Below are 25019 nucleotides of genomic sequence, written 5' to 3' on the forward strand. Positions count from 1 at the left end.
GGACAGCAGCTGTCGCTTCCCGGGCTCGGGAGACGACAACTGCCGTCCTCTCGGCGCGTGCGGCTCGCGGGCGTGAGCGCGTGCGGCCAGCGGGCGCGCAGCGTGCGGGTCAGCCGCCGGAGACGCTGAGCTCGGCCTCGTGCAGGCCGCGGCGGAAGTCCTCGGACAGCTCGCGCGAGTCGAGCCAGCCGTCGGGCAGGTGCGGGCGCTTCGGCGTGCCGGCACGGCCGCGCTGGCCCTCGGCGGCGGCACCCGGGTAGGGCTGGTCCAGGTCGAGGGCGGCCAACCGGTCGTCCAGCTCGGCCAGGCTCGACACCAGCCCCAGGGCGGCACGCTGCTCCCCGCCGACGACGTAGCCCTTCCAGTACCAGGCCATGTGCTTGCGCAGCTCGCGCAGGGCCTTGCCCTCGTCGCCGAAGGCCTCGACCATCAGCTCGGCGTGCCGGCGGATCACCTGCGCGACGTAGCGCGCGCCCGGGGTGACCCGGGTGTCGTCACCGGCGAACGCCGCCGCGAGGTCCGCGAACAGCCACGGGCGGCCCTGGCAGCCGCGACCGACCACGACGCCGTCGCAGCCGGTCTGCCGGACCATCTCGAGCGCGTCCTCGGCGGACCAGATGTCGCCGTTGCCGAGCACCGGGATGTCGGTCACGGTCTGCTTGAGCCGCGCGATCGACTCCCAGTCCGCGGTGCCGGAGTAGTACTGCTCGGCGGTGCGGGCGTGCAGGGCGACCGCCGCGACGCCGAGGTCCTGCGCGACCAGGCCGGCCTCGAGGTACGTGAGGTGGTCGTCGTCGATGCCCTTGCGCATCTTCACCGTGACCGGCACCCCGTAGGGCTCCGCGGCCTTGACCGCCGCCTGCAGGATCGAGCGGAACAGCTCCGCCTTCCACGGCAGCGCCGAGCCACCGCCCCGACGGGTGACCTTGGGCACCGGGCAGCCGAAGTTGAGGTCGACGTGGTCCGCGCGGTCCTCCGAGGCGATCAGGTGCACGGCGGCGCCGACGGTCGCCGGGTCCACGCCGTACACCTGCACCGAGCGCGGCTTCTCGTCCGGGGCGTGCGAGATGATCCGCATCGACTCCTCGCCGCGCTCCACCAGCGCCCGCGAGGTCACCATCTCGGCGACGTAGAGGCCGGCGCCGGACTCGCGGCACAGCCGACGGAAGGCCGCGTTGGTGACACCGGCCATCGGCGCGAGCACCACGGGGGTGTCCACGGTCAGCGGCCCGATGCGCAGCGGCGGCAGCACGGCGGTGGTCGGAGCAGTCATCCCGCCATTCTCCCCCACCCGCCGCGGACCCTCGCGCGCGGGGCCTGCGCCGAGGTTGCACGAACGCAGGCTTCAGCGCGATCGAAGGGTGCATTCGTGCAACCTCGGCGTGACGGGGCGGGTGCGGGGCGGGTGCGGGGCGGGTGCGGGGCGGGACGAGTGCGCGTGGAGCGGGCACAATCGCCGGGTGCCCTCCGACGCCGCCCGCCGCACCCGCCTGATCATCCTCGCCGTGCTGGTCCCCCTGGTGCTGCTCGCCGGGGTGGGGATGGCGCTGACCTGGCCGGACGGCACCGCCGTCACCGCGCGCAGCATCGAGGCCGTCGACACCGAGTACCCCTCGGCGAGGGTCACCGGCACCAGCCTGGAGTCCTGCGAGGGCACCGTCGAGGACCGGCGCACCGACGGCACGATCCCGGAGCGCGTCCCCTGCCTGCGGGTGCACGCCACGGTCACCAGCGGCTCCGAGAAGGGCCGGGAGATCTCCGTGTGGGCGACGGCGGGCACCTCGGCGTCCGACGTCCCGGACGGCACGCGGATCGTGGTCGAGCGCTACCCCGCCACCGGCACCGACGAGGAGGTGTGGGCCTGGCACGACTACGAGCGGTCGATCCCGCTGCTCACCATCGCGGCGGCGTTCGCGCTGGCGATCATCCTGGTGGCACGGGCGCGCGGGCTGCGCGCGCTGATCGGACTGGCCATCGCGTTCGCGGTGATCGGCTGGTACGTGCTGCCCGCGCTGCTGCACGGCGAGAACGCCGTGGTCGTCGCCCTGAGCGCCTCCACGCTGATCATGACCGTGGTGCTCTACCTGGCGCACGGGCTCTCGCTGCGCACGTCGACCGCGCTGCTCGGCACGCTGACCGGGCTCGCGCTCACCACCGGCCTCGGCGTGCTCGGCGCCGAGTGGGCGCACCTGAGCGGCGTGACCTCGGAGGACTCCTACCGCCTGTCGCAGCTGCTCGGCGAGAGCGGGGCGACCTCGCTGCGCGGGCTGTTCCTGTGCGGGCTGGTGCTCGCCGGCCTCGGCGTGCTCAACGACGTGACGATCACCCAGGCGTCGGCGGTCTGGGAGCTGCGGGCGCTCTCCCCGCAGGCGGGATGGCGCGAGCTGTTCGACGGGGGCATGCGGATCGGTCGGGACCACATCGCGTCGACGGTCTACACGATCGCCTTCGCGTACACCGGCGCGGCCCTGCCGGTGCTCCTGCTGCTCCAGATCTACCAGCTGCCCCTGCTGCCGACGCTGACCGGCGGGGAGTTCGCCGAGGAGATCGTGCGCACGTTCGTCGGGTCGATCGGCCTGGTGCTGGCGATCCCGCTGACGACCGCGATAGCCGCGCTGGTCGTCACCCGCACCCGCGTCCCCGGTCACGCCGCCACGCACCCGCACTCCCACGCGCACGCGCACTCCCACGCGCACGACTGAGCGCCGACGCCCGCGCAGTCCCAGCCCGCGCCGAGTTGTCAGTAGTTGTCGCTTCGCGGCGCCGGGAAGCGGCAATTCTTGACAACTCGGCGAGCGTGGGACCGCCCGCGGATCAGCGCGCGGCGGGCAGCGTGAGGATCTGGGCGCCGTCCTCGGTGATGGCGACGGTGTGCTCGCTGTGGGCGGTGCGGGCGCCGGTGGCGCTGCGCAGGGTCCAGCCGTCGGCGTCCGTGACGAGCTCGTCGGTGTCGGCCATGATCCACGGCTCGATCGCGAGCAGCAGCCCGGGGCGCAGCGTGTAGCCCCGACCCGGACGGCCGAGGTTGGAGATGTGCGGGTCCTGGTGCATGGTCGAGCCGACGCCGTGGCCGCCGAACTCGGTGTTCACCTGGTAGCCGGCGCCCTGGAGCACCTGCCCGATCGCGTGCGAGATGTCGCCGATCCGCGCCCCCGGCCCGGCCACCGCGATCCCCGCGGCGAGGGCCCGCTCGGTGGCGTCGATCATCGCCAGGTCGGCCGGGTCGCGCTTCGCACCGACCACGAAGCTGATCGCGGAGTCGGTGACCAGGCCGCCGAGGGAGATCGCCAGGTCGAGGCTGAGCAGGTCGCCGTCGGCCAGCGTGTAGTCGTGCGGCAGGCCGTGCAGGACCGCGTCGTTGACCGAGGTGCAGATGTAGTGCCCGAACGGGCCGCGCCCGAAGGACGGCGCGTAGTCGACGTAGCAGGACACCGCCCCGGCGCCGAGGATCATCTCCTTGGCCCAGCGGTCGATCTCCAGCAGGTTGGTGCCGACGGTCGCGCGGCCCTTGAGCGTCTGCAGGATGTCGGCGACCAGCGCGCCGGTGTCCTGCGCGCGGTGGACCTCGGCGGGGGTGAGGATCTCGATCATCGGGGCACCTTCATCTGTCTGTCCAACAACTATCCCGGTCAGACTATCCCGGTATTACTATCGGACGCATGGTCCGACTGCCGCTCACCCCCGCCGAGGTCGAGCGCGGGCGCCGGCTGGGTGCCCTGCTGCGCACGGCGCGCGGCGAGCGCTCGATGCTGACCGTCGCGCTGGCCGCCGAGGTCTCGCCGGAGACCCTGCGCAAGATCGAGTCCGGACGCGTGGCGACACCGGCGTTCCCGACGATCGCCGCCATCGCCGACGTGCTGGGGCTGTCCCTCGACGCGGTGTGGGCGGAGATCACCCGCTGCGAGCCCGCCGAGGCACCGGCGTCGCTGGCGTCCTGACGCGCGCTCAGCGCTCGGGCGCCGCCACAGGATCGCTCGGATCCGCCTCGATCGCCCCGCCACCGACGGCAGCCCCTGCCCCGCCCGCGACCGGCGCCGGCACCAGCGCCGCCGCCACCGCGGTCGTCAGCGGGATCGCCAGCACCAGCCCGATCGACCCGACCAGCGTCCGGACGATCTCCTCGGCGATCTCCCCGCTGGTCAGCGAGTCGAGCAGCGTGCGGTCGGACATCGCCACCAGCATCACCAGCGGCAGCGCGGCGCCGAGGTAGGCGAAGGCGACGGTGTACACCGTGGACGCGATGTGGTCCCGGCCGATCCGCATCCCGCCGCGGAACAGGTCGAGCCGGGTGGCCGAGGCCGAGGCCGCCCGCAGCTCCCACACCGCCGAGGCCTGGGTGATCGTCACGTCGTTGAGCACGCCGAGCCCGGCGAGCACCATGCCGCACAGCAGCAGCCCGCGCAGGTCCGCCTCGGGGGCGAGCTGGCGCAGGTCGAGCACGTTCTCGCCGTTGAGGCCGGTCAGGTGGGTGGCGCCGGTGGCCCAGGCCGCGAGCGCGCCGGTGGCGAGCAGCCCGCCGAGGGTGCCGAGCAGGGCGGTGGAGGTGCGGATCGAGATCCCGTGCGCCAGGTAGAGCAGCGCGAACATCAGCGCCGAGGCGGTCACCAGGGCCACCGGCAGCGCCGCCGCTCCCTGCACCAGCGCGGGCACGGTGAACACCAGCACCCCGCCGACCGACACCGCCAGCCCGAGCAGCGCGCCGAGCCCGCGCCAGCGCGCCACCGCGAGCACCAGCACGCCGAGCACGGCGGCGAGCAGCGCCATCGGCGGTCCGCGCACCAGGTCGACGAAGACGAACGGGGCCGATCCGGTGGCCTGCGGCAGCGCGAGCACCCGCACCCGGTCCCCCACCGCGATCACGTCGAGGTACTCCGGGGCCACCTGCACGGTCACGGTGCTGCCGTCGGCCTCCTCGGCGAGGAACGCGGGGCCGGTGGCCGAGTCGGCGAGCAGGTCGACGTCGGTGACCGTCACCACCTGGTACGAGGAGCCCTCGGGGGTGGTGCTGAGCTCGGGCAGGTCGCCGTGCGGCCAGAGCCGGACCAGCCCGGCGATCGTGACCACCGCCGCCAGCACCAGCAGCCCGACCACGACGGCACGGGCCCGCCTCCCGACCGGCAGGTCAGGGGCGGGCCCGTGCGTGTGGGTCATCGAGCGCCGGATCAGGCCCCGACGAGGTGCTGCGCCAGGTACGCGGTGACCTGGTCGAGCGCGACGCGCTGCTGCGACATGTCGTCGCGGTGGCGGATCGTCACGGCCTGGTCCTCGAGGGTGTCGAAGTCGACCGTGATGCAGAACGGCGTGCCGATCTCATCCTGACGGCGGTAGCGGCGGCCGATGGCACCGGCGTCGTCGAAGTCGACGTTCCAGTTCTTGCGCACCTCGGCGGCGAGGTCGCGGGCCTTGGGCGACAGCGCCTCGTTGCGGGACAGCGGCAGCACCGCGGCCTTGACCGGGGCCAGGCGCGGGTCGAGGCGCAGCACGGTGCGCTTGTCGACGCCGCCCTTCGCGTTGGGCGCCTCGTCCTCGTGGTACGACTCGACCAGGAACGCCATCAGCGAGCGGGTCAGGCCGGCGGCCGGCTCGATCACGTAGGGCACCCAGCGCTCGTCCTTCGTCTGGTCGAAGTACGACAGGTCCTGGCCGGAGTGCTCGCTGTGCGTCGACAGGTCGAAGTCGGTGCGGTTCGCGATGCCCTCGAGCTCGCCCCACTCCGATCCGCTGAAGCCGAAGCGGTACTCGATGTCGACGGTGCGCTTGGAGTAGTGCGAGAGCTTCTCGGCGGGGTGCTCGTAGTGCCGCAGGTTCTCGCGCGAGATGCCGAGGTCGACGTACCAGTCGGTGCGGGTGTCGATCCAGTACTGGTGCCACGTCTCGTCGGTGCCGGGCTCGACGAAGAACTCCATCTCCATCTGCTCGAACTCGCGGGTGCGGAAGATGAAGTTGCCCGGCGTGATCTCGTTGCGGAAGGACTTGCCGATCTGGCCGATGCCGAACGGCGGCTTCTTGCGCGCGGTGGTGAGCACGTTGGCGAAGTTCACGAAGATGCCCTGGGCGGTCTCCGGGCGCAGGTAGTGCAGGCCGGACTCGTCCTCGACCGGGCCGAGGTAGGTCTTCAGCATCATGTTGAAGTCGCGGGGCTCGGTCCACTGGCCACGGGTGCCGCAGTTCGGGCAGGCGATCTCGGCCAGGCCGCCCTCGGGCGCGCGGCCCTTCTTCTCCTCGAACTCCTCGAGCATCTGGTCCTCGCGGAACCGCTTGTGGCAGGACAGGCACTCGGTCAGCGGGTCGGTGAAGACGCCGACGTGGCCGGAGGCGACCCACACCTTGCGCGGCAGGATCACCGCGGAGTCCAGGCCGACGACGTCGTCACGGCCCTGGACGACGGTGCGCCACCACTGCTTCTTGATGTTCTCCTTCAGCTCGACGCCGAGGGGCCCGTAGTCCCACGCGGAGCGGGATCCGCCGTAGATCTCACCGCTCTGGAAGACGAAGCCGCGCCGCTTGGCGAGGGAGACGACGGAATCGAGACGGGAGGGTGCTGCCACGGTGGTTCTCCTGGTGCCGGTGGCCCCGCGCCTGGGTGGTGCGGGGAAGATCGATCGACAGGCTACCGGGGTCGGGGCGTGGGGCGCCGCTCGCGTCCAGGCGTTTTGACACTCGTTCTCACCTAGATGAGAATGGCTGTCATGATCCGTCGCCCCCTCACCGCCGTCGCCACGCTCGCGGCCGGCGCGCTGCTCCTGACCGCCTGCTCCTCCGGGGACGACGACGCGGGCGGCGGCACCGGCGGCGGCGACGGAGCGGTCTCGGTGCTCGCCTCGTTCTACCCGCTGCAGTACGTGGTGCAGCAGGTCGGCGGCGACCTGGTGGACGTCTCCAGCCTGACCCCGCCCGGCGCCGAGCCGCACGACCTCGAGCTGTCCCCCGCGCAGGTGGACCAGGTCGGCCGCGCGGACCTCGTGGTGTACCTGTCCGACTTCCAGGCCGCCGTGGACGACGCCGTTGACGCCAACCCGCCGGCCCACGTGGTCGACGCCGCGGAGGACACCGAGCTGCACGCCGCGGAGCACAGCGAGGACGGCGAGGAGGAAGAGGGCCACGACCATTCCTCATCGGGATCGCTGGACCCGCACTTCTGGCTCGACCCCTCCCGCCTGCCCGCCGTGGCCGACGACGTCGCCGCGCAGCTCGCCGAGATCGACCCCGACCACGCCGACGAGTACACCGTCAACGCCGCCGCCTTCACCACGGCGATGACCGAGCTCGACCAGCAGTACGCCGACGGCCTGGCCACCTGCCAGAGCCGCACGATCGTCACCACGCACGAGGCGTTCTCCTACCTGGCCGAGCGCTACGACCTGCAGCAGGTCGGCATCTCCGGCATCGACCCCGAGGGCGAGCCCTCCCCCGCGCGCCTGGCCGAGGTCGGCGACCTGATCAAGGACCAGGGCGTCACCACGATCTTCTTCGAGACCCTCGCCAGCCCCAAGGTCGCCGAGACCCTGGCCGACGAGCTCGGTGTCGAGACCGCCGTGCTGGACCCGCTGGAGGGCCTGACCGACGACACGCAGGACTACGTCTCGATCGCGCAGGACAACCTCGAGGCGCTGCGTACGGCACTCTCGTGCTCATGACCGACGCGATCACCCCCGCCCCGGCCGTCGAGGCCCGCGGCGTCGACGTCACCCTGGGCGGGCACGCGATCCTGTCCGGCGTGGACCTGACCGTCCGCACCGGCGAGGTCGTCGCCCTGCTCGGCGCCAACGGCTCCGGCAAGTCCACGCTGGTCCGCTCGCTGCTCGGGATCGTGCCGCGCAGCGCCGGCGAGGTGCGCCTGCTCGGCGCCCCGCTCGGCCCCGAGGTGCCCTGGCAGCGCGTCGGCTACGTGCCGCAGCGGATGCCCGCCGGTGCCGGCGTCCCCGCCACCGCCGTCGAGGTGGTGATGTCCGGGCTGGTGCACGGCCGGCGGATCCGTCCGCCGCGTGACGCCCGCCGCCGTGCGGTCGCCGCCCTGGAGGAGGTCGGCATGGCCCCGCACGCGGGCCGCTCCGTGCTGCGGATGTCCGGCGGGCAGCAGCAGCGCGTGCTGATCGCCCGGGCGCTGGTCCGCGAGCCCGAGCTGCTGGTGCTGGACGAGCCGACCTCCGGGATCGACCTGCCCACCCAGGAGACCTTCGTCGCCACCGTCGCCCGGCTGCACGAGGCCGGCGGGACCGTGCTGGTGATCCTGCACGAGCTCGGCTCCTTCGCCCCGCTGATCGACCGCGCCGTGGTGCTGCGGCACGGGCGCGTGGTGCACGACGGCCCGCCGCCCCGGGCGCTGGGCGAGCACGCCGGCCCGGAGCACGACCACGAGCACCCGCACGCCGACCCCGAGCCCCCCGCGGCCGGGACCGGGCTCTCCCTGGAGGTCCTGCCGTGACCTGGTTCGAGACCCTCGGGTCCATGCTGTCCTCCCCGCTGATGCAGCGGGCGCTGATCGCCGCCGTGCTGGTCGGCGCGGCCGCCCCCGTGGTCGGCACCTTCCTGGTGCAGCGCAAGCTGTCCCTGATGGGCGACGGGATCGGGCACGTCGCCCTGACCGGCGTCGCGATGGGCTGGCTGGTCGGCACCTGGGCCGGGCTCGCCCCCGCCGACACCCTCGCCGTGCCCGGCGCCGTGGTGGCCGCCGTCGTCGGCTCGATCATCATCGAGTGGGTGCGCTCGCGCGGGCGCACCAGCGGCGACCTGGCCCTCGCGCTCATGTTCTACGGCGGCATCGCCGGCGGCGTGCTGCTGATCAAGATCGCCGGCGGCACCAACGCCAACCTGGTCTCCTACCTGTTCGGGTCGATCTCGACCGTGTCCACCGGCGACCTGTGGTGGACCGTCGGCCTCGCCGTCGGCGTGCTGGCCGTCGGCGTCGGCCTGCGGCACGTGCTGTTCGCGGTCAGCCACGACGAGGAGTTCGCCCGCGGCTCCGGCCTGCCGGTCACCGCGCTCAACATGGTCGTCGCCACGATCTCCGCGCTCACCGTCACCGTCGCCATGCGCGTGGTCGGCCTGCTGCTGGTGTCCGCGCTGATGATCGTGCCGGTCGCCGTCGCGCAGCTGGTCGCCGGGTCCTTCGCCCGCACCATGGCGCTGGCCAGCGCGATCGGCGTCACCGTCAGCGTGGTCGGCCTGTCCATGACCTACTGGGAGGACATCCCGCCCGGCGCCACGATCGTGCTGCTCGCGATCGGCCTGTACGCGCTGGTCGCCGTCACCCGACCGCTGATCGCCCGGGGCAGGGCCGCCGACGCGCCGCACCACGACCCGCACCCCGAGCTGCCGGACGACGTCGAGCTGACGGCGCCCGGGACCCTCGGACGCTGACCGGGGTCGGGCGCGGAGTTTCGTAGACTCGCGCCCATGACGGACGTGGCGGCGGCATACGGCATGGCCGGGTGGCCGGTCGAGGCCGTGATCGGCGCGCTGTTCGTCATCGTCATGGGACGGTCGCACCTGTTCTACTGGATCGGCCGCGGGGTGACCGACGGGACGACCGTGCTGGTCGCCCGCGCGGGGCACGCGCACGGGAGCGCCGAGGACGACGGGGCGGGCGCGGTCAGCGGGTCCACGCCGGCCGGGCCCGCGACGGCGCACCCGGAGCCGCCCGCGACCGCCGCCCTCCCCGCCTCCCGTGCCGAGGGCGCCCGCGTCCGCGTCCGCCGCCTGCTCACCGGCCCCGGCGCCCGGCGCGGGCTCGCGATGGTGCACCGCTGGGGGCCGTTCGCCGTCACCCTGGCGTACCTGACCGTCGGCGTGCAGACCGTCGTCTTCACCAGCGCCGGCCTGCTGCGCATGCCCTACCTGCGGTTCACGATCGCGTCGATCCCCGGGTCGGTCGCCTGGGCGTTCATCTGGGGCACCGTCGGCCTCGGCGCCGCATGGGCCGCCGTCACCCTGGCCGCCGAGCAGCCGTGGGTGCTCGCGGGGGTCGTCGTGCTGCTGGTGGTCGTCGCGGCCGTGCTCGTGCTGCGCCGCCGGTCGCGCCGTGCGGCCGCCGCCGCGCTGACCGCCGAGGCCCGCGTCCCCGCCGACGCGTAGCCGGGCAGGCTCCGCGCCGAGCGGGGAGAACCTGTCGCCCGATGTCCGGTTCGGGCGACAGAAAGACCCCGCTCGGTGCGGGTCGCGCGCGAGTGCGAGGCGAGGACTCTGGTCCGGGGTGCGCGGATCCGGGCGCGCCTAGGCTCGGGCGGGTGAGCGAGGCGATCGTGGACGCGGTGCGGGCCCGGTTCGACGGGCGGGCACCGACCTATGACGACAGCGCGATGCACCAGGACCTCGCGACCGCCGTCGCCGGGTTCGTGGACCTCGACGGGGTGCAGACGCTGCTGGACGTGGCGACCGGCACCGGTCTGGTGCTGCGCGCGCTGCGGGACGTCGCACCCGACCCGCTCCGGATGATCGGCGTGGACGTCTCCCCCGGGATGCTCGCGGTCGCCGGCGCCGCGCTGCCCGGGGCGGTGCTGGTCGAGGCCGACGCACGCCGGCTGCCGGTCGCGGACTCCTCGGTCGACCTGGTCACCTGCGTGACCGGCCTGCACCTGATCCCGGACACGGACCGGGTGCTCGCCGAGTGGGCACGCGTGCTGCGGCCCGGCGGGCGCGCGGTCACCGCGACCTTCGCGGACTTCGACCCGACGCAGCACCACCGGGAGGTCGCGGCGTCGGCGCCGCTGCCGTACCCGGTGGTGCACGACCCGTTCCGCACGCCCGAGGCGCTCGCCGCGACGGCGGGCCCGGCCGGGTTCACGCTCGGCCGGACCACCACCTGGACCGACGGTCACGACACGCTGCTGATCGCGGACCTCACGCTCACCCGCTGATCGCGCGGATCAGGCGCCGTCCTCCTGGGCGAGGCAGAACTGGTTGCCGTCGGGGTCGGCGAGCACCGTCCAGCGGAACCCGGGCATCTCCCGCTCGGCGACCAGGCTCGCGCCGTCGGCGAGCAGCGTCTGGGCGGTCACCGCGCGGTCGGGCACGTGCAGGTCGAGGTGGATGCGGTTCTTGCCGGGGGTCGGGTCGTCGATCTTCTGGAAGGCCAGCGTCGGGCCGTCGGAGGTGACGGTGACGAACCAGCCGCCGTTGTCGTCGTGCACGGTGCCGCCGGTGTGCCGCGCCCACCAGGCCGCCAGGGTCGCGGCGTCGGTGGTGTCGAAGGTGATCATGCCCACGCTCATCGTCGTCATGCCGCGAGCGTAGGACCGACCCCCGACATCCCGGGCGTCAGACGCCGACGGGCTTGTCGACCGCTCCCCCGTACCGCCGGTCACGCCGGGCGTAGGTCTCGACCGCCTGCCAGAACACGGTGCGGTCGACGTCCGGCCACGGGGTGTCGATGAAGACCATCTCGGCATAGGCGGACTGCCACAGCAGGAAGTTCGAGGTGCGCTGCTCCCCGCCGGTGCGCAGCAGCATGTCGACGTCCGGCATGTCGGGCTCGTCGAGGTACCGCGCGACGGTCTTCTCGCTGATCTTGTCGGCCTTGAGCCGCCCGGCGGCGACGTCCTGGGCGATGGCGCGGGTGGCGTCGGCGATCTCGGCACGCCCGCCGTAGTTCACGCACATGGTGAGGGTGCAGGTGGTGTTGCCGGCGGTCAGCCGCTCGGCCTCCTCCAGCTCGCTGATCACCGAGCGCCACAGCCGGGGGCGGCGCCCGGCCCAGCGGACCCGCACGCCCCAGGAGTTCATCACGTCGCGGCGACGACGCAGCACGTCCCGGTTGAAGCCCATGAGGAAGCGCACCTCGTCCGGCGAGCGCGACCAGTTCTCGGTGGAGAACGCGTAGGCGGACACGTGGGTCACGCCGATCTCGATCGCCCCGGCCACCACGTCGAGCAGCGAGGCCTCCCCGGCGGCGTGCCCGTCGGTGCGCGGCAGCCCGCGGGCGTTGGCCCACCGGCCGTTGCCGTCCATGACGATCGCGACGTGCTGGGGCACCAGGGCCTTCGGGATCGCGGGCGGGCGGGCACCGCTGGGGTGCGGCGGGGGTGGGACCGGCATCAGACCCTCTCGACCATCGGGAGCGAGCGCAGGGTGCGCTCGAGGTGGAACTGGGAGTACGCGGAGACCATCCCGTTGCCCTCCTTGCGGTGCCGCTCGGCGCTGGCGTCGGCGATCGGCCAGTCGCCGACCAGCAGCGCGGCGAGCAGCGCCAGGGTCTCGGGGGCGGGTGCGGTCGCGCCGGGCGGGCGGCAGGCGACGCAGACGGATCCGCCCTGGGCGACGGCGAAGGAGTGGTGCGGGCCGGGCCGGCCGCAGCGCGCGCAGTCGGTGAACGACGGCGCCCACCCGGCGATCGCGAGCGCCCGCAGCAGGTAGGAGTCGAGCACCAGCCCGGGGGCGTGCTCGCGGGCGGCCAGCGACCGCACGGCGCCGACCAGCAGCCAGTACTGCTGGAGCGCGGGCTCGCGCTCGGCCTCGACCAGCCGCTCGGCGGTCTCCAGCATGACGGTGCCCGCGGTGTAGAGCGCGTAGTCCTCGCACACCGGCCGGCCGTAGGCGCCGAGGGTCTCGACCTGGGTGACGACGTCGAGGTTGCGCCCGGTGCTGAGCTGGACGTCGATGTGCATGAACGGCTCCAGCCGGGAGCCGAAGCGCGAGGTGGTCCGGCGCACGCCCTTGGCGACCGCGCGCACCTTGCCGTGGGTGCGGGTCAGCAGGGTGACGATCCGGTCCGCCTCCCCGAGCTTGTGGGTGCGCAGCACGATCGCCTCGTCGCGGTAGAGGCTCACCAGGACATCATCCCCCGTGCCGCCCACACCGCGCCGCCGCCGCGCAGGGATCCGCACCGGCCGTGCACCGGACGTCCTCAGATCGAGTGCGTGCCCACGGCGGCGAGGTGCTGCCGGTCCCGCCCGTCGCGCTTGGCCGCGCGCACCGCCGCGCTCAGGGTGCCGAGCAGGTCGTCGCCCACCGCGGAGTGCGCCAGGCCGACCGACACGGTCACCGCCAGGCCGGGGGCGAGCCGCGACCAGTCGTGGTCCCGGACGTCGGCCACGATCCGCTCGGCGCGCCGCACGACGTCCTGCTCCGCCGCGACCTGGTCGAGCACCAGCACGAACTCGTCGCCGCCGAACCGGGCCAGGGTGTCGCCGGCGCGGGCGTCCTGGCCGAGCAGGGCGGCGACCTCGATCAGCACGGCGTCCCCGGTGACGTGCGAGTGCGCGTCGTTGACCGACTTGAAGTCGTCGACGTCCACGAACAGTGCGGTCAGCGGCCCCTCGGCGGAGTCGAGCCTCGCCTGCAGCGCACGCCGGTTGCCGACGCCGGTCAGCGCGTCGACCTGGCTGAGCTCGGTGGCCTGGTCGCGCTCGGCCAGCAGCTCGTGCAGGCGCATCCGGGTGCGCACGGCGTCGAAGCGGTCGGCGTGCTGGGCGGACCAGCGGGCAGCCACCCGGCGGAACATGTGGCTGGAGTACGCCAGCGCGGGGTGCGGGCCGTACCGGTCGGTGGACGCGCGGATCAGCGCCTGGTCGGCGGCGGACACCCACAGGTCGTCCCCGAGCGCCTCGGCGACCTCCTGGAGGTCGTGCAGGGCGGCGGCGCCCTCGCTGAACCGCCCCTCGACGCAGGCGACGGTCCCGGCGACGTAGGTGCTCATCAGCCACTCCGGGCTGCCCCGGCGCGGACCGGCCCAGCCGCGCGGCACCTCGACCAGCTGGGCCGCGCCGGCGACGTCCCCGAGCCCGAGCCGGGCCAGCGCCTCGTGGCAGTCGGCGATCCCGGTCAGCCCGGACCAGTCGGAGCGCGGGGCCACCCGGCGCAGCAGGGCGGCGCGGGACGCCAGCCGGGCGAAGGTGGCACCGGCGTCCGCGCTGCCGACCAGCGAGAGCTGCACGGCCCAGTCGGCCAGGGTGCGCGCGGAGTCCACCACCACCGAGGGCACGATGTCGTCGGCGACCACGTGCCAGATCCCGGACAGCAGCGCGTCGCTCTGCTCGTACAGCTCCACCCGGCGCAGGGCGTTGCCCATCATCACGGCGGCGGAGACCTGGTTGTAGACCCGCCCGTCGGGCTGCCCGACCAGCACCCAGATCTCGGCCAGCAGGTCGATCACGTCGTGGTGCACCCTGGCGCTGCGCAGCGCCATCGCCCGCACGCCCAGCGCCTTGGCCCGCCAGAACGGCTGCGCGTCCTGCGCGGTGCGGGCCTCCAGCACGGCGGCGACCTCGGCGGCCTCCCACGGCCGGCCCACCTCGATCAGCGCTCGCCCGCGCACGAACAGGCAGTACCGCAGGGTCGCCTCGTCCGGCAGCGCCGCCGCCAGGGGCTCGATCCGCTCGGCCAGCCGGACGGCCTGCTCGGCGTCACCGTGCAGGAGGGCGTCGAAGGCCCGGGCGGCGAGGCGGTGCAGGGGGCCGAACTCGTGGACGCGCTCGGGTAGCACCGCGTGTCGCCTCCCCCCGGATGCCGGACGCACCACGCGACCGTCGCCGCGGTCGGTGCGGCGTTGGACCCGAGCATGGGTCACGCGCTGGTCCACGGGCACACCTGAGAGACGTTTTCACCCGGTCGCTCGCGAATTCCGCCCGCTGAAGCGACAGGGCGTCAGAATCCGCAGGTCACGCCGGACGCGGCTGCGGACGGCCGGTCACGTCGGACCGACCGCCCGCGGGCCGAGCGGGTCAGGCGCGCTGGGCGCGGTTCACCGCGGAGATGATCGCCTTGAGCGACGCCGTGGTGATCGACGGGTCGATCCCGACGCCCCAGAGCGTCCGGTCGCCGACCGCGCACTCGACGTAGGCCGCCGCGGTGGCGTCGCCGCCCGCCGACAGCGCGTGCTCCGCGTAGTCGAGCACCTGCACCTGCACGTCGAGGGTGCCCAGCGCCGCCACGAAGGCCGCGATCGGGCCGTTGCCGGCGCTCTCCACCGTGACCGGCGTGCCGTGGTCGACCAGGTCCACCGAGAGGGCGTCGCCGCCGTCACCGGTGACCGTGCGGGTGCCGCCGAGGGCGAACCGGCCCCACGGGGTGAGGTCGCCGTCCGGCTCGGCGGGCAGGTACTCGTCGGTGAACACGCGCCACAGCTCGTCGGCGGTGACCTCGGTGCCGTTCGCGTCGGTGTACCGCTGCACCACCTGCGAGAACTCGATCTGCAGCCGGCGCGGCAGGTCCAGGTCGCGCTCCGACTTCATCAGGTAGGAGATGCCGCCCTTCCCGGACTGCGAGTTGACCCGGATGATCGCCTCGTAGGAGCGGCCGACGTCCTTCGGGTCGATCGGCAGGTACGGCACCGCCCAGACGATGTCGTCCACGCCCGCGCCCTCGGCGTCCGCCCGGGCCTGCATCGAGTCCAGGCCCTTCTTGATCGCGTCCTGGTGCGAGCCGGAGAACGCGGTGAACACCAGGTCGCCGCCGTAGGGGTGCCGCTCGCCGACCGGCATCTGGTTGCAGTGCTCGACCGTGCGGCGGATGTGGTCCATGTCGGAGAAGTCGATCTGCGGGTCGATCCCCTGGCTGAACAGGTTCATGCCGAGGGTCACCAGGCAGACGTTGCCGGTGCGCTCGCCGTTGCCGAACAGACAGCCCTCGATCCGGTCCGCGCCGGCCAGGTAGCCGAGCTCGGCGGCGGCCACCGCGGTCCCGCGGTCGTTGTGCGGGTGCAGGGAGAGGACCACGTGCTCGCGGTGCCGCAGGTGGCGGCCCATCCACTCGATCGAGTCGGCGTAGACGTTCGGGGTAGCCATCTCGACGGTGGCGGGCAGGTTGATGATCACCGGGCGCTCGGCGCTCGGCTCGAAGACGTCCAGCACCGCGTTGCTGATCCGCACCGCGAACTCCAGCTCGGTGCCGGTGTACGACTCGGGGCTGTACTCGTAGAAGACCTCGGTGCCCGGGATCGTCTCCTCGTACTTCTTGCACAGCCGGGCGCCCTGCACGGCGATGTCGACGATGCCGTCCTCGTCCTGCCGGAACACCACCTCGCGCTGGAGCACCGACGTGGAGTTGTACAGGTGCACGATCGCCTGCTCGGCACCCGCGATGGCCTCGTAGGTGCGCTCGATCAGGTGCTCGCGGGACTGCGTGAGGACCTGGATCACCACGTCGTCGGGGATGCGGTCCTCGTCGATCAGCTTGCGGACGAAGTCGAAGTCGGTCTGCGAGGCGGACGGGAAGCCGACCTCGATCTCCTTGTAGCCCATCTGCACGAGCAGCTCGAACATCGCCAGCTTGCGGGCGGGGTTCATCGGCTCGATCAGGGCCTGGTTGCCGTCACGCAGGTCGACCGCGCACCAGCGCGGGGCCGTGGTGATCTGCTTCGTCGGCCAGGTGCGGTCCGGCAGCTCGACCCGGATCTGCTCGGCGTACGGGCGGTACTTGTGCACCGGCATGCCGGAGGGCTGCTGGGGGGTGCGGGAGTGATAGCTCATCGGGGCGTTCCTTGCGTCGCTGGTGCGGGAGTCGACCGGCACACCGAACTCCGCGACGAGGATCCGGCCTAGAGGGCCTCGTCGCGGCAGCGAAGAAGGAGGGTACGGGCGAGCACGTCGTCACTGTACCCCCGGGTCTCGGAGCGTCCGCAACCGCTCAGCATCCGGACAGCCGTCCCGGGTGGTGGCCGCGGCCGGTGTCAGCCCAGCGCCGTGAGCGCGTCCCGGGAGCGCAGCAGCAGGTGACCGCCCGCCGCCGTCACCGTCCGGGTGCCGGGTTCCAGCGGCACCGTCCACGCGACCTCGCCGTCGGACAGCCGCCGGGCCTCGATCGTCGGGTCGCCGGACGCCGTGCGCCCCGGGCCGAGCACCACCGTGCCGTCGGTCAGCGGCGCCCACCACATCAGGTCCCGGAACGGCAGCTCCCACCGCACCTGCCCGGTGGCGAGGTCCACCACCTCGTACCCGTCGACGCCCAGCAGCACCACCGATCCGCCCGCGACGATCCGCACCGAGCGGAACGTGTCCAGCCGCCAGATCTCCTCGCCGTCGGGCAGCGAGCGCGCGACGATCGACCCGCCCTCGTCCAGCACCATCACGTCGGAGGCCGCCACGTCCGAGACCACCAGCGGCGGGAACAGCACGCGGGTGCGGAACACCTGCTCTCCCGCCGCGTCCCGCACCACCCCGCCGACGCCCGGGGTCCAGGTGCTCACCAGCTCGCCGTCCAGCGCGCCCACCACGACGCTGTCCCGCGGGGGTCGCAGCACCACGTCGCCGTCCTCGGCGGCGAGCACCAGCACCGACCACGACTGCACCAGCACGAAGGTGTCGCTCACCTGGAGCTGCGGACGGGCCGCCGCCCCCGCGCGCAGCCGCAGCGGCACCTCGTCCTCGTACCACCAGCGGACCTCGCCGGAGGCGCCGGAGCGCCGCTCCACCCGCGCCACGCCCTCGTTGTCCGCCGACAGCAGGACCAGGTCGTCGCCGGCCCGCGCGACGTCCAGCAGGCGGCCGCGGTGCCGCCACTCGCCCATCGGCTCGCCGGTGTCCGCCGCCAGCGCCGTCACCAGCAGGTCGGTGGTCGGCCAACCGGTGCCCGGCGCCCCCACCGCCGAGGCGCCCCGGCGCTCCAGCGTGCGCGGCCCCTCCACCGCGCACAGCAGCACGGTCCCGGCCGCCTGCGCCGGCTCGTCCTGCGGGATCGTGGATGCCGCCCCCTCGCCGGTCGGCCCGTCGGCGGCCCGGCAGCCGGTGAGCGGGCGCGCACCCGCCACCGGTCCGAGGTCCTGCGTCCAGCGGGTCGACCCGTCGGTGGCGTCCAGGCCGGTCACGGTGAACCGCCCGAGCCGCACCGCCGTCACCACCAGCACGTCGCCGACCGGCACCAGCACGTCACCGGTCTCCACCGGCGCGCTCCACCGCTGCCACGGCGGCTGCTCGATCCGCGCCAGCATCCCCGGTGGCACCGCCTGCACCCGCGCGCCCCCGCCGCCGAGGCGGTCAGCCACCAGTGCCCCGCCGGCGACCAGCACCCCGACCACCAGCAGCACGACCAGCCGGCGCCGGTGCCCGCCGGTGGCGCGGTGCTGCGGCGGGTGGTGGACGACGTCGGGGGGTGTGCCGTCCAGGGAGAGCTCGGTGACCGGCGCGCGGTCGGGCGGGCGCCTGCGCGGACGGGAGCGCGGGTGGTCGGGCGGGTGTTCGTCGGTGACCGGGCCGTCGGTGGGCGCGCCGGGGACCGGCTCGACGTCGATCAGCTCGACGTCACGCATCCTCGCGTCAGACCGCCCTCGGCCCATGGGCAGAACTCTAGGCGCGCACCCCGACCGTCAGCGAGAGATCGCCGAACTGGATGACGGAGCCCTCGGCGAGCCGCACCCGGCGGTCCGGCAGGCAGACGATCCGCTGACCGTCCGGCAACGTCACGAGCGTCCCGTTGGTCGATCCGCGGTCCACCACCCAGGGGCCCTCCGCGTCACGGCCCAGCATCAGGTGCGTCTTGGACACGGAGCGTCCGGGGTCGGACACGTTGACCACCCGCGCACCGGCCACCGGGTCCGGGTTGCGGCCCACGAGCAGCGGGGACTCCAGGTCGACCAGCGTGCCGTCGGGCAGCCGGACCGCCCAGCCGGGCAGCGCGCCGACGGCCGGGGTGGCGCCGGTGAGCGGGGCGCCGGCCGGCGGGGCGGGGAACGCCGGGGCCGGGACGGGGGCGGCGGCCGCGGGCGGCTGCACGGCGGGGGCCGGGTAGCCGGGCAGCGGCGAGGCTCCGGGCAGCTCGGCGGTGCCCGGTGCGGGGTACGTCGGGGCCTCGGTCGCCGGGTGCGCCGGTGCAGCGGGGGTCGGGTACCCGGGGACGGCGGGTGCGGGTGCGGCCGGGGCAACGGTGCCCTCGGGGCCCGGGGCGACCGGAGTGCCGAACGGGACCGCGTGGCGGCCGGCGCCGGGCGGCACCGGGGTCGACGGGGCTGCCGCCGGGTCGACCGGGCAGCGCTGGTCCCATGCGGGCACGGCGGGCGCAGCGGGCGCGGGCGTCGGGGCGGGAGCCGCCGTCGGCGCGACCGGTGCGGGCGCGCTCGCGTCGGCGGCGGGGTACGGGTACGGCGGCGGGGCGTTCTCGGCGGCCGGCGGGGTCGAGGGCGGAGCCGGGTGCGGCGGCGGCAGGTACGGCACCGCGTCGGCACCGACTCCCGGCGCGGGCGCGGGGGCCGGCGGGTACGGGTACGGCGAGGGCGCGGGCGGCGCCTCGGCGGGGTACGGGTACGGGGCCGGAGCCGCGGGCGGGCCACCCGGCGCGACCGCGGAGGTCTCCCCCACCGAGGCGTACGGGCTCGGCGCGGCACCGGCGCCACCCGGCGCGGGGTACTGGCTCGGCGCAGGGTCGTACCCGCTCGCGGGTGCCGGGTACGGCGACGGTGCCGCTCCCCCGGGGTACGGCGTGGGCGCGGCGTCGCCGGGCGCGGGGAACGGCGGCTGCGCGGCACCACCGGCCGCCGGGTACGGAGACGGCGGTGCGGTGTACGGCGAGGGCGCGGCCCCACCGGGCGTCGAGTACGGGGACGGTGCCGTCCCGCCGGGCAGCGGATAGGCCGACCCGCCCGGGACCACGGGCAGCGCGCGGGTGTCCAGGTCGGGCCCGGGGCCGGGGGTGCCCAGCGGCGGCAGCACGAGGTGCGGGTCGTCGAGCCGGCGGTCGGCGGCGAGGGCGCCCCACCGGGTCCGCTCCTGCTCCTCCGTGCCGCTCGCCGCACCCGCGACCACCCCGGCGCCCGGGGCCACCGGCGCACCCGGCACCGGCCCGGCGGCGGGACGCGGCGTGGCGGCGATGCGGGCGGCGGCGGGCAGCCCGCGCACGTCCACGACGATCGCGTCGGCGGCGCGGTCGTGCCAGCCCCGGTGCTTGCCGGAGCCGTCGAACAGGATCGAGGCCAGGACGACGAGCTGCCCGACGCCGCAGGCCAGCGAGCTGAGCGAGAGCACCAGGGTGCGACCGAGCGCACGCCCGAGGCCGATCGGTCGCGCGGTGCGGACGTCCACCACGCGCAGCCCGAGGATCCGCCGGCCGACCGTCCAGCCCTGGGTGCCGTGGAACCACCACTGCACGCCGCCCCACGCGAGCAGCACCACCAGGCCGACCACGACCAGCACCGGGTTGACCGTCACGGTGCCCGGGTCGTCCGTGCCGCGCAGCGCGGCGAGGGAGGACGGGAGCACCGAGAGGGAGAGCACGCCCGCGGCCACCGAGGTCAGCGCGCCGTCGATCAGCGCTGCGGCGATCCGTCGTCCGACCGGGGCGGGCGGTGCCGTCACCGGCGTGGTCGTGGTCATCGGTCCTGTCCCTTCGTGCGACGGCGCCGCGGGAGGCGGGGGCCCCGTGCGGTGCTGCCGGTGCTGCTGGTCGTGCCGGTGGAGCGCCGGGTACGGGCCCGGCCGCGCAGGGATCGCGTGGTGACCCGGCCCTTCCATCGCTGCCGACGCGTCATGGTGGCACGCATCCGGGCCAGGGCGACGTCCACCTGGGCCCAGAACTCGCGTGTCTGCCGATCGGTGGGCTCGGCGCCGCCGAAGACGACGGCGTCGGCCTGCGCGGCGAGGTCGCGCACGGCTCCCTCGACGTCGGGCGGCGCGCCCTTGCGCCGACGGCGCTCGGGCCGGGCCACGGGGGCGGTCGCAGCGGCCACCTTCGTCTTCCGGCCGCGGCGACGCTTCGTGGGTGCGGGCTCGTCCTCGCCGGAGAACGCGCGGGCGAGCGCCACGGCGCCCTCGCGCCGGGTGGCGACCGGGTCGACCGGGCGGCGCAGGTCCACCGCGAGGTCGAGCACCTCCTGCCAGCCGCCGACCACCCGGCGCACCAGCTGCGCGTCCCGACGCCGACGTCGCCGCCGCCGGGCCTTGATCGCCGCGATCACGAGGAACGGGGCGAGGAGCAGCAGGAGGATGCCGGAGCCGGCAGCCGTGCCGAGCGCGATCGTCACCCAGAGCGGGGTCGCGCCCGCGTCCGGGTTGTCGGTGGTCTGCGGCTGCTCGGAGTCGTCCTCCGGCTCGTCCACCGGGTCGGCGGGCGGCGGGGGCGGCTGCGCGACCTGGGGCTCCGGGTCGGCGGGGCTGGTCTCGGTCTCGTCCTGCGGGGTCTGGGTCTGCGGCGGCGTGGGGTCGAAGGTCACCCAGCCGTAGCCGGCGAAGGAGATCTCCACCCAGGCGCGCACGTCGGCGCCGGTGACCACCAGCGGGGCGTCCGGGTCCGTCGCGGTCTCGGCGGTGCCGGTGGCGGTGTCGTCGTCGCCGGGCACGAAGCCCATCACCACGCGGGCAGGCAGGCCCATCTCGCGGGCCATCAGCGCCATCGCGGAGGCGTACTGCTCGTCGTCGCCGACCATGAGGTCGCCGGCGAGCAGCGAGGTCACCCGGTCGGCGCCGTGGCCGGACAGGGACGGGTAGTCGCCCATCTCGGTCAGGCCGTGCGAGAAGTACCCGCCCTCGGACAGCGCCTGCTCGATCGCCCGGGCCACCTGCACCGGTGTCTCCGCGTCGCGTGCGGCGTCCGAGGCGGCGGAGACCACCGCGTCCGGCACGCCCTGCGGCTCCGGCAGGTCGAGGCTGCTGGCGCCGGCCCCGCCGATCGTGTCGTCCTCCGGCTCCGCGGGGATCACGGTGTCCAGGGTGTAGCGGGTGCCGTTCGGCACGCCGCCGGTGAGCACGGCGGCGCCGGTCGCGTCGTTGAACCGCAGGCGGGAGGCGGTGTCGGCACCGTCCAGGTCCACCGCGACCGCGTCGCCGACGGTCGGCAGCCACACGCCGCCGAGGTCCGCGACCTCGATCTCGACCTGCACGTGCTCGCCGTCGCCGGAGGCGTCCGCCGCCGCCGCCTCGTCCACGGCCTCGGCGCTGACCGTCTCGCCGATCCGCCGGAACTCGCCGGAGGCCTGCGCGGAGCCGTCGCCCGCGACGTTCCACACCACCCCGTCGAAGCGGTCCAGGGTGGCCAGCCGGATCCGGGCGCCCTGCGGCAGCCCGGTCACGGTGAACAGGTCGCGGGTGTCGTCGTCCTTCACGAACTTGCGGAAGGCGGACAGCGGGCTCGGGTAGTCGCGCGGGTCGAAGGGCGGCACGAGCGCGTCGCGCAGCACGTAGCGCGCCCGGTGCTCGGCGACCAGCGGGGCGGTGCCGAGACCGGCGCCGAGCGCGACCACCAGCAGCACCGCCAGCGCGACCGGCCGGCGGGCGCGCAGCCGGCCCGACCGCCAGGACGCCCACACCAGCAGGGCCACGGCCAGGCCGGTGCCGACGCCGGCGGGCTGCACGGTCTCGAAGGCGCCGAGCAGCACCGCGCCGCCCAGCACCACCGGTGGCACCAGCGCGGCGGCGGGCGCGGTGCGGTCCCGGCCGAGCGCCACCCGCACGGCCAGCGCCGTGCCGACGAGCGCCAGCAGGAACGGCGGGACGCGCAGCCAGCCCGAGGCGCCCAGCGGCGGTTGCAGCGTGAGCACGTCCTTCCAGCCCAGGGCGGCGCCGCGCACCACGTCGGCGACCGATCCCGGCGTGGGGACGATCCCGGCGATCGTGCGCTCCGGCGCCGCCAGCGGGCCGCCGAGCACGGCGACCAGGACCAGCAGCAGGACGGTGGTGGTCAGCGCCGACCAGCCGCGCCGCGCCGACAGCACCGCCGCCGCGGCGCCGAGCAGCACGCCGCCGAGCACCGGGGCCAGCAGGACGGTGCCGCCGTAGACCGGCAGCAGCGGGCTGAGCGCCACCGCCACGGCGACGGACAGCAGCAGCACGTCCACCAGGGTCGCGACGAGCGACCGGGTCGAGCGCTCCGGCCGGCTCGTGGCCCGCACCGGCTGGCGCGGTCCGGAACCGGCGGTCGTCTCGTCGATCGGCGCGGTCGCCGTGGTCGCGGTCACTGGGCGGCCGCCAGTCGCAGCGCGCGCGGCAGATCGTCCAGCGAGCCCAGGCGCACCAGGCTCAGCGAGCGCTGCGTGCGCACCTCGACCTCGGCGCCGGGCACGCAGGAGATCACCAGCGTGCGGGTGCCCTCGGGCACGTGCCGGGCGGTGGCGCGCAGGTCGGTGTCGGCGACCACGGACCCGGTCACCAGGAACGCCAGCGTCACGTCCGGGGCGTCCCGGCTGACCTGGCGGCCGAGCGTGGAGGTGGCGGCGCCGTCCGGCCCGCACACGATGCCGGAGCAGTCGTCCAGGAACGGCCGGCGCGCGGTGGTCCGCACCCGGTTGCCGCCGGCCAGCACCACCAGCGGGTGTTCCTCGGCCATCACGTGCACGCCGAGGGAGGCGACCACGCTCACCGCGAGCTCGAGCTCGGCGTCGTCGGCGGAGCGTGCGTAGTCGCGCGGCTCGGTGGCCAGCGCCACGGCGGTCTGGGTGCGGCGGGTGTCCTCGTACTGCTTGACGGTGAGCTGCCCGCGCCGGGCGGTGGTGCGCCAGTGGATCGACCGGCGGTCGTCGCCGACCACGTAGTCGCGCAGCGCGTGGAACGCCAGGTCGGAGTCGGACAGGTCGCGGGTGGACCCGCCCTCCAGGTCGCGCAGCAGGCCGGCGTCGGCGCCGGTGAGCATGATCACGCGCGGGTGCACGAACAGCTGCTCGGACCCGGTCGTGACCGCGTGCCGGACCGCGAGGCCCAGCGGGTCGCCGCGCACCGCGCGCACCGGTCCCACGGTGACGACCGCGCGCCGGTCGGTGGGCACCGCGAACAGCTCCTCGTGCTCGGTGCCGGCGGGCAGCGCCGGGATCGCCAGCTCGGCACGGCCCTCGCCGACCTGGAGCTCCAGGCGCACCGGCCGGGCGCGACGCCCCGCGGGCGCCTGCACCACGACACCGCCGAACGCGCGCTCCCCCACCCGCACCCGGCGGTCGGCCAGGTCCAGGCGCACGCGGTGCGGCAGCCGGCCCCAGGTCATCACCACGGCGACCAGCAGCACCGCCAGCGCCGCAGCGGCCAGCGAGGTCAGCTCGACCCAGCCCAGCCGCACGCCGAGCACGCCGCCGAGCAGGCCGAGCGCACCGGCGCCCCAGCCCACGCCCGACAGGCGGGTGCGCGACCGTCCCCTCATCGCAGATCCCTCATGTGCCCGTCCGGATCAGGCCCGGGCGACCGGCGGCGGGGTCGCGGACAGCACCCGCTCCACCACCTGCGTCGCGGTCGCGCCGACGAAGTCCGCCTCGGGGTCCATCACCAGACGGTGCGCGAGCACCGGCACGGCCAGGTCCTTGACGTCGTCCGGGATCACGAACGGGCGACCGTCCGCCGCCGCGGCCACCCGGGCGCAGCGCACCAGCGCCAGACCGCCGCGCACGCTCGCGCCGAGCGAGGTCTGCGGGTCCTCGCGGGTGCCCTCGACCAGGCGCGCCACGTAGTCGAGCACCGCCCCGTCCACGTGCACCGTCTGCGCCAGGTCGGCCATCTGCACCATGACCTCGGTGGTGATCACCGGGTCGAGGCCCGCCGTGCGGTCGCGCTTGCCGGCCAGGATCTCCACCGTGGCGGTGCGGTCCGGGTAGCCGAGCGAGGTGCGGACCAGGAAGCGGTCGAGCTGCGCCTCCGGCAGCCGGTACGTGCCCGCCTGCTCGACGGGGTTCTGCGTCGCGATCACCACGAACGGCCGCCCGACCGGGTGGCGCTCACGATCGACCGTGACGTGCCCCTCCTCCATCACCTCGAGCAGCGCGGACTGCGTCTTCGGCGAGGCACGGTTGATCTCGTCCGCCAGCAGCACCGAGGCGAACACCGGGCCCTGGTGGAACTCGAAGGTGCGGGTGTTCTGGTCGTAGATCGTCACGCCGGTGACGTCGCTCGGCAGCAGGTCCGGGGTGAACTGGATGCGCTGCTGGGTGCCGCTCACCGACGCCGCGATGGCCCGGGCCAGCGAGGTCTTGCCGGTGCCGGGCGCGTCCTCCAGCAGCACGTGCCCCTCGGCGACCATCGCCGTCAGCACCAGCCGCACCGGGCGGTCGGCGCCGAGGACGGCGCGGGAGACGTTCGCCACCAGGGCGCCGAACGTCTGGGCGAACCACGCGGACTGCTCGGGGGTCATCGGGTGCTCGTCTCCTGTCGGGTGCTGCGGGGGTGGGGTGCTGCGGGGGCGGTGCGCGG

Annotated in this window: 21 protein-coding genes; 7 read left to right on the forward strand and 14 right to left on the reverse strand. The window is 74.8% G+C overall.

Going from position 1 to position 25019, the window contains the following annotated elements; genetic code table 11:
- Positions 1 to 109: 109 nt before the first annotated feature.
- Positions 110 to 1273 carry a tRNA dihydrouridine synthase DusB gene (gene dusB, locus ACZ5HG_RS12435; RefSeq protein ID WP_464176693.1) on the reverse strand — a complete coding sequence of 388 codons (1164 nt, stop codon included), beginning with the start codon at positions 1271 to 1273 and terminating at the stop codon, positions 110 to 112.
- 187 nt (positions 1274 to 1460) lie between these two features.
- Between dusB and ACZ5HG_RS12440 the strand changes: the two genes are divergently transcribed.
- Positions 1461 to 2702: a YibE/F family protein gene (locus ACZ5HG_RS12440; RefSeq protein WP_464176695.1), complete on the forward strand. Its 1242-nt coding sequence runs from the start codon at positions 1461 to 1463 to the stop codon at positions 2700 to 2702.
- 112 nt (positions 2703 to 2814) lie between these two features.
- Here the strand turns inward: ACZ5HG_RS12440 and map are convergent, their stop codons facing one another.
- Positions 2815 to 3591: a type I methionyl aminopeptidase gene (gene map / locus ACZ5HG_RS12445; RefSeq protein WP_464176697.1), complete on the reverse strand. Its 777-nt coding sequence runs from the start codon at positions 3589 to 3591 to the stop codon at positions 2815 to 2817.
- Positions 3592 to 3659: 68 nt separating this feature from the next.
- Between map and ACZ5HG_RS12450 the strand changes: the two genes are divergently transcribed.
- On the forward strand, positions 3660 to 3938 hold the full coding sequence (locus ACZ5HG_RS12450) for a helix-turn-helix domain-containing protein (RefSeq protein WP_464176699.1): 279 nt from the start codon (positions 3660 to 3662) through the stop codon (positions 3936 to 3938).
- Positions 3939 to 3945: 7 nt separating this feature from the next.
- Here the strand turns inward: ACZ5HG_RS12450 and ACZ5HG_RS12455 are convergent, their stop codons facing one another.
- Both ACZ5HG_RS12455 and ACZ5HG_RS12460 read right to left on the reverse strand, forming a co-directional pair.
- Positions 3946 to 5151 carry a YibE/F family protein gene (locus ACZ5HG_RS12455; protein ID WP_464176701.1) on the reverse strand — a complete coding sequence of 402 codons (1206 nt, stop codon included), beginning with the start codon at positions 5149 to 5151 and terminating at the stop codon, positions 3946 to 3948.
- 11 nt (positions 5152 to 5162) lie between these two features.
- Positions 5163 to 6548, reverse strand: coding sequence for a glycine--tRNA ligase (locus ACZ5HG_RS12460; RefSeq protein ID WP_464176703.1), 1386 nt, complete (start codon positions 6546 to 6548; stop codon positions 5163 to 5165).
- A gap of 141 nt (positions 6549 to 6689) precedes the next feature.
- Between ACZ5HG_RS12460 and ACZ5HG_RS12465 the strand changes: the two genes are divergently transcribed.
- The 5 genes from ACZ5HG_RS12465 (at position 6690) to ACZ5HG_RS12485 (ending at position 10856) form a co-directional block, all read left to right on the forward strand.
- Positions 6690 to 7637, forward strand: a complete 948-nt coding sequence (locus tag ACZ5HG_RS12465) for a metal ABC transporter substrate-binding protein (RefSeq protein ID WP_464176705.1) — start codon at positions 6690 to 6692, stop codon at positions 7635 to 7637.
- Positions 7634 to 8425: a metal ABC transporter ATP-binding protein gene (locus ACZ5HG_RS12470; RefSeq protein WP_464176707.1), complete on the forward strand. Its 792-nt coding sequence runs from the start codon at positions 7634 to 7636 to the stop codon at positions 8423 to 8425. Before ACZ5HG_RS12465 ends, ACZ5HG_RS12470 begins: the two co-directional genes overlap by 4 nt.
- Before the next feature lie 23 nt (positions 8426 to 8448).
- Positions 8449 to 9360 carry a metal ABC transporter permease gene (locus tag ACZ5HG_RS12475; protein WP_464182152.1) on the forward strand — a complete coding sequence of 304 codons (912 nt, stop codon included), beginning with the start codon at positions 8449 to 8451 and terminating at the stop codon, positions 9358 to 9360.
- Between the two features lie 36 nt (positions 9361 to 9396).
- Positions 9397 to 10074: a DedA family protein gene (locus tag ACZ5HG_RS12480; RefSeq protein WP_464176709.1), complete on the forward strand. Its 678-nt coding sequence runs from the start codon at positions 9397 to 9399 to the stop codon at positions 10072 to 10074.
- 152 nt (positions 10075 to 10226) lie between these two features.
- Positions 10227 to 10856 carry a class I SAM-dependent methyltransferase gene (locus ACZ5HG_RS12485; protein WP_464176711.1) on the forward strand — a complete coding sequence of 210 codons (630 nt, stop codon included), beginning with the start codon at positions 10227 to 10229 and terminating at the stop codon, positions 10854 to 10856.
- 9 nt (positions 10857 to 10865) lie between these two features.
- Here the strand turns inward: ACZ5HG_RS12485 and ACZ5HG_RS12490 are convergent, their stop codons facing one another.
- The 10 genes from ACZ5HG_RS12490 to ACZ5HG_RS12535 all read right to left on the reverse strand — a co-directional run bounded on the left by ACZ5HG_RS12490 (position 10866) and on the right by ACZ5HG_RS12535 (position 24960).
- Positions 10866 to 11219 (reverse strand): VOC family protein, encoded by a 354-nt coding sequence (locus tag ACZ5HG_RS12490; protein WP_464176713.1) that lies wholly within the window; start codon positions 11217 to 11219, stop codon positions 10866 to 10868.
- Positions 11220 to 11256: 37 nt separating this feature from the next.
- A complete protein-coding gene (locus ACZ5HG_RS12495) occupies positions 11257 to 12033 on the reverse strand; it encodes an isoprenyl transferase (protein WP_464176715.1) in 777 nt (258 codons plus the stop codon).
- Positions 12033 to 12764: a DNA repair protein RecO gene (gene recO / locus ACZ5HG_RS12500; RefSeq protein ID WP_464176717.1), complete on the reverse strand. Its 732-nt coding sequence runs from the start codon at positions 12762 to 12764 to the stop codon at positions 12033 to 12035. Before recO ends, ACZ5HG_RS12495 begins: the two co-directional genes overlap by 1 nt.
- A gap of 77 nt (positions 12765 to 12841) precedes the next feature.
- Positions 12842 to 14419, reverse strand: coding sequence for a GGDEF domain-containing protein (locus ACZ5HG_RS12505; protein ID WP_464176719.1), 1578 nt, complete (start codon positions 14417 to 14419; stop codon positions 12842 to 12844).
- 238 nt (positions 14420 to 14657) lie between these two features.
- A complete protein-coding gene (gene leuA, locus ACZ5HG_RS12510; RefSeq protein WP_464176721.1) occupies positions 14658 to 16403 on the reverse strand; it encodes a 2-isopropylmalate synthase in 1746 nt (581 codons plus the stop codon).
- Positions 16404 to 16603: 200 nt separating this feature from the next.
- A complete protein-coding gene (locus ACZ5HG_RS12515; protein WP_464176723.1) occupies positions 16604 to 18178 on the reverse strand; it encodes an outer membrane protein assembly factor BamB family protein in 1575 nt (524 codons plus the stop codon).
- Positions 18179 to 18215: 37 nt separating this feature from the next.
- Positions 18216 to 20234: an RDD family protein gene (locus tag ACZ5HG_RS12520; protein ID WP_464176725.1), complete on the reverse strand. Its 2019-nt coding sequence runs from the start codon at positions 20232 to 20234 to the stop codon at positions 18216 to 18218.
- The gene (locus ACZ5HG_RS12525; protein ID WP_464176727.1) at positions 20231 to 22810 is read right to left on the reverse strand and encodes a transglutaminase TgpA family protein; all 2580 of its coding nucleotides are present in this window, start codon (positions 22808 to 22810) and stop codon (positions 20231 to 20233) included. Before ACZ5HG_RS12525 ends, ACZ5HG_RS12520 begins: the two co-directional genes overlap by 4 nt.
- Positions 22807 to 23979 (reverse strand): DUF58 domain-containing protein, encoded by a 1173-nt coding sequence (locus ACZ5HG_RS12530; RefSeq protein ID WP_464176729.1) that lies wholly within the window; start codon positions 23977 to 23979, stop codon positions 22807 to 22809. Before ACZ5HG_RS12530 ends, ACZ5HG_RS12525 begins: the two co-directional genes overlap by 4 nt.
- 27 nt (positions 23980 to 24006) lie before the next feature.
- Positions 24007 to 24960 (reverse strand): AAA family ATPase, encoded by a 954-nt coding sequence (locus ACZ5HG_RS12535; RefSeq protein ID WP_464176731.1) that lies wholly within the window; start codon positions 24958 to 24960, stop codon positions 24007 to 24009.
- Positions 24961 to 25019 lie beyond the last annotated feature (59 nt).

This window comes from Cellulomonas sp. GTC20042 (assembly GCF_055389595.1).

Bases quoted from the DNA above. Each gene is read 5' to 3' on its own strand.
- ACZ5HG_RS12520 (WP_464176725.1), bottom strand. From the start codon at position 20,234: ATGACCACGACCACGCCGGTGACGGCACCGCCCGCCCCGGTCGGACGA.
- dusB (WP_464176693.1), bottom strand. From the start codon at position 1,273: ATGACTGCTCCGACCACCGCCGTGCTGCCGCCGCTGCGCATCGGGCCG.
- ACZ5HG_RS12495 (WP_464176715.1), bottom strand. From the start codon at position 12,033: ATGCCGGTCCCACCCCCGCCGCACCCCAGCGGTGCCCGCCCGCCCGCG.
- ACZ5HG_RS12455 (WP_464176701.1), bottom strand. From the start codon at position 5,151: ATGACCCACACGCACGGGCCCGCCCCTGACCTGCCGGTCGGGAGGCGG.
- ACZ5HG_RS12480 (WP_464176709.1), top strand. From the start codon at position 9,397: ATGACGGACGTGGCGGCGGCATACGGCATGGCCGGGTGGCCGGTCGAG.
- ACZ5HG_RS12470 (WP_464176707.1), top strand. From the start codon at position 7,634: ATGACCGACGCGATCACCCCCGCCCCGGCCGTCGAGGCCCGCGGCGTC.
- ACZ5HG_RS12450 (WP_464176699.1), top strand. From the start codon at position 3,660: ATGGTCCGACTGCCGCTCACCCCCGCCGAGGTCGAGCGCGGGCGCCGG.
- ACZ5HG_RS12475 (WP_464182152.1), top strand. From the start codon at position 8,449: ATGCTGTCCTCCCCGCTGATGCAGCGGGCGCTGATCGCCGCCGTGCTG.
- ACZ5HG_RS12465 (WP_464176705.1), top strand. From the start codon at position 6,690: ATGATCCGTCGCCCCCTCACCGCCGTCGCCACGCTCGCGGCCGGCGCG.
- ACZ5HG_RS12490 (WP_464176713.1), bottom strand. From the start codon at position 11,219: ATGACGACGATGAGCGTGGGCATGATCACCTTCGACACCACCGACGCC.
- ACZ5HG_RS12535 (WP_464176731.1), bottom strand. From the start codon at position 24,960: ATGACCCCCGAGCAGTCCGCGTGGTTCGCCCAGACGTTCGGCGCCCTG.
- leuA (WP_464176721.1), bottom strand. From the start codon at position 16,403: ATGAGCTATCACTCCCGCACCCCCCAGCAGCCCTCCGGCATGCCGGTG.
- map (WP_464176697.1), bottom strand. From the start codon at position 3,591: ATGATCGAGATCCTCACCCCCGCCGAGGTCCACCGCGCGCAGGACACC.
- ACZ5HG_RS12515 (WP_464176723.1), bottom strand. From the start codon at position 18,178: ATGCGTGACGTCGAGCTGATCGACGTCGAGCCGGTCCCCGGCGCGCCC.
- ACZ5HG_RS12530 (WP_464176729.1), bottom strand. From the start codon at position 23,979: ATGAGGGGACGGTCGCGCACCCGCCTGTCGGGCGTGGGCTGGGGCGCC.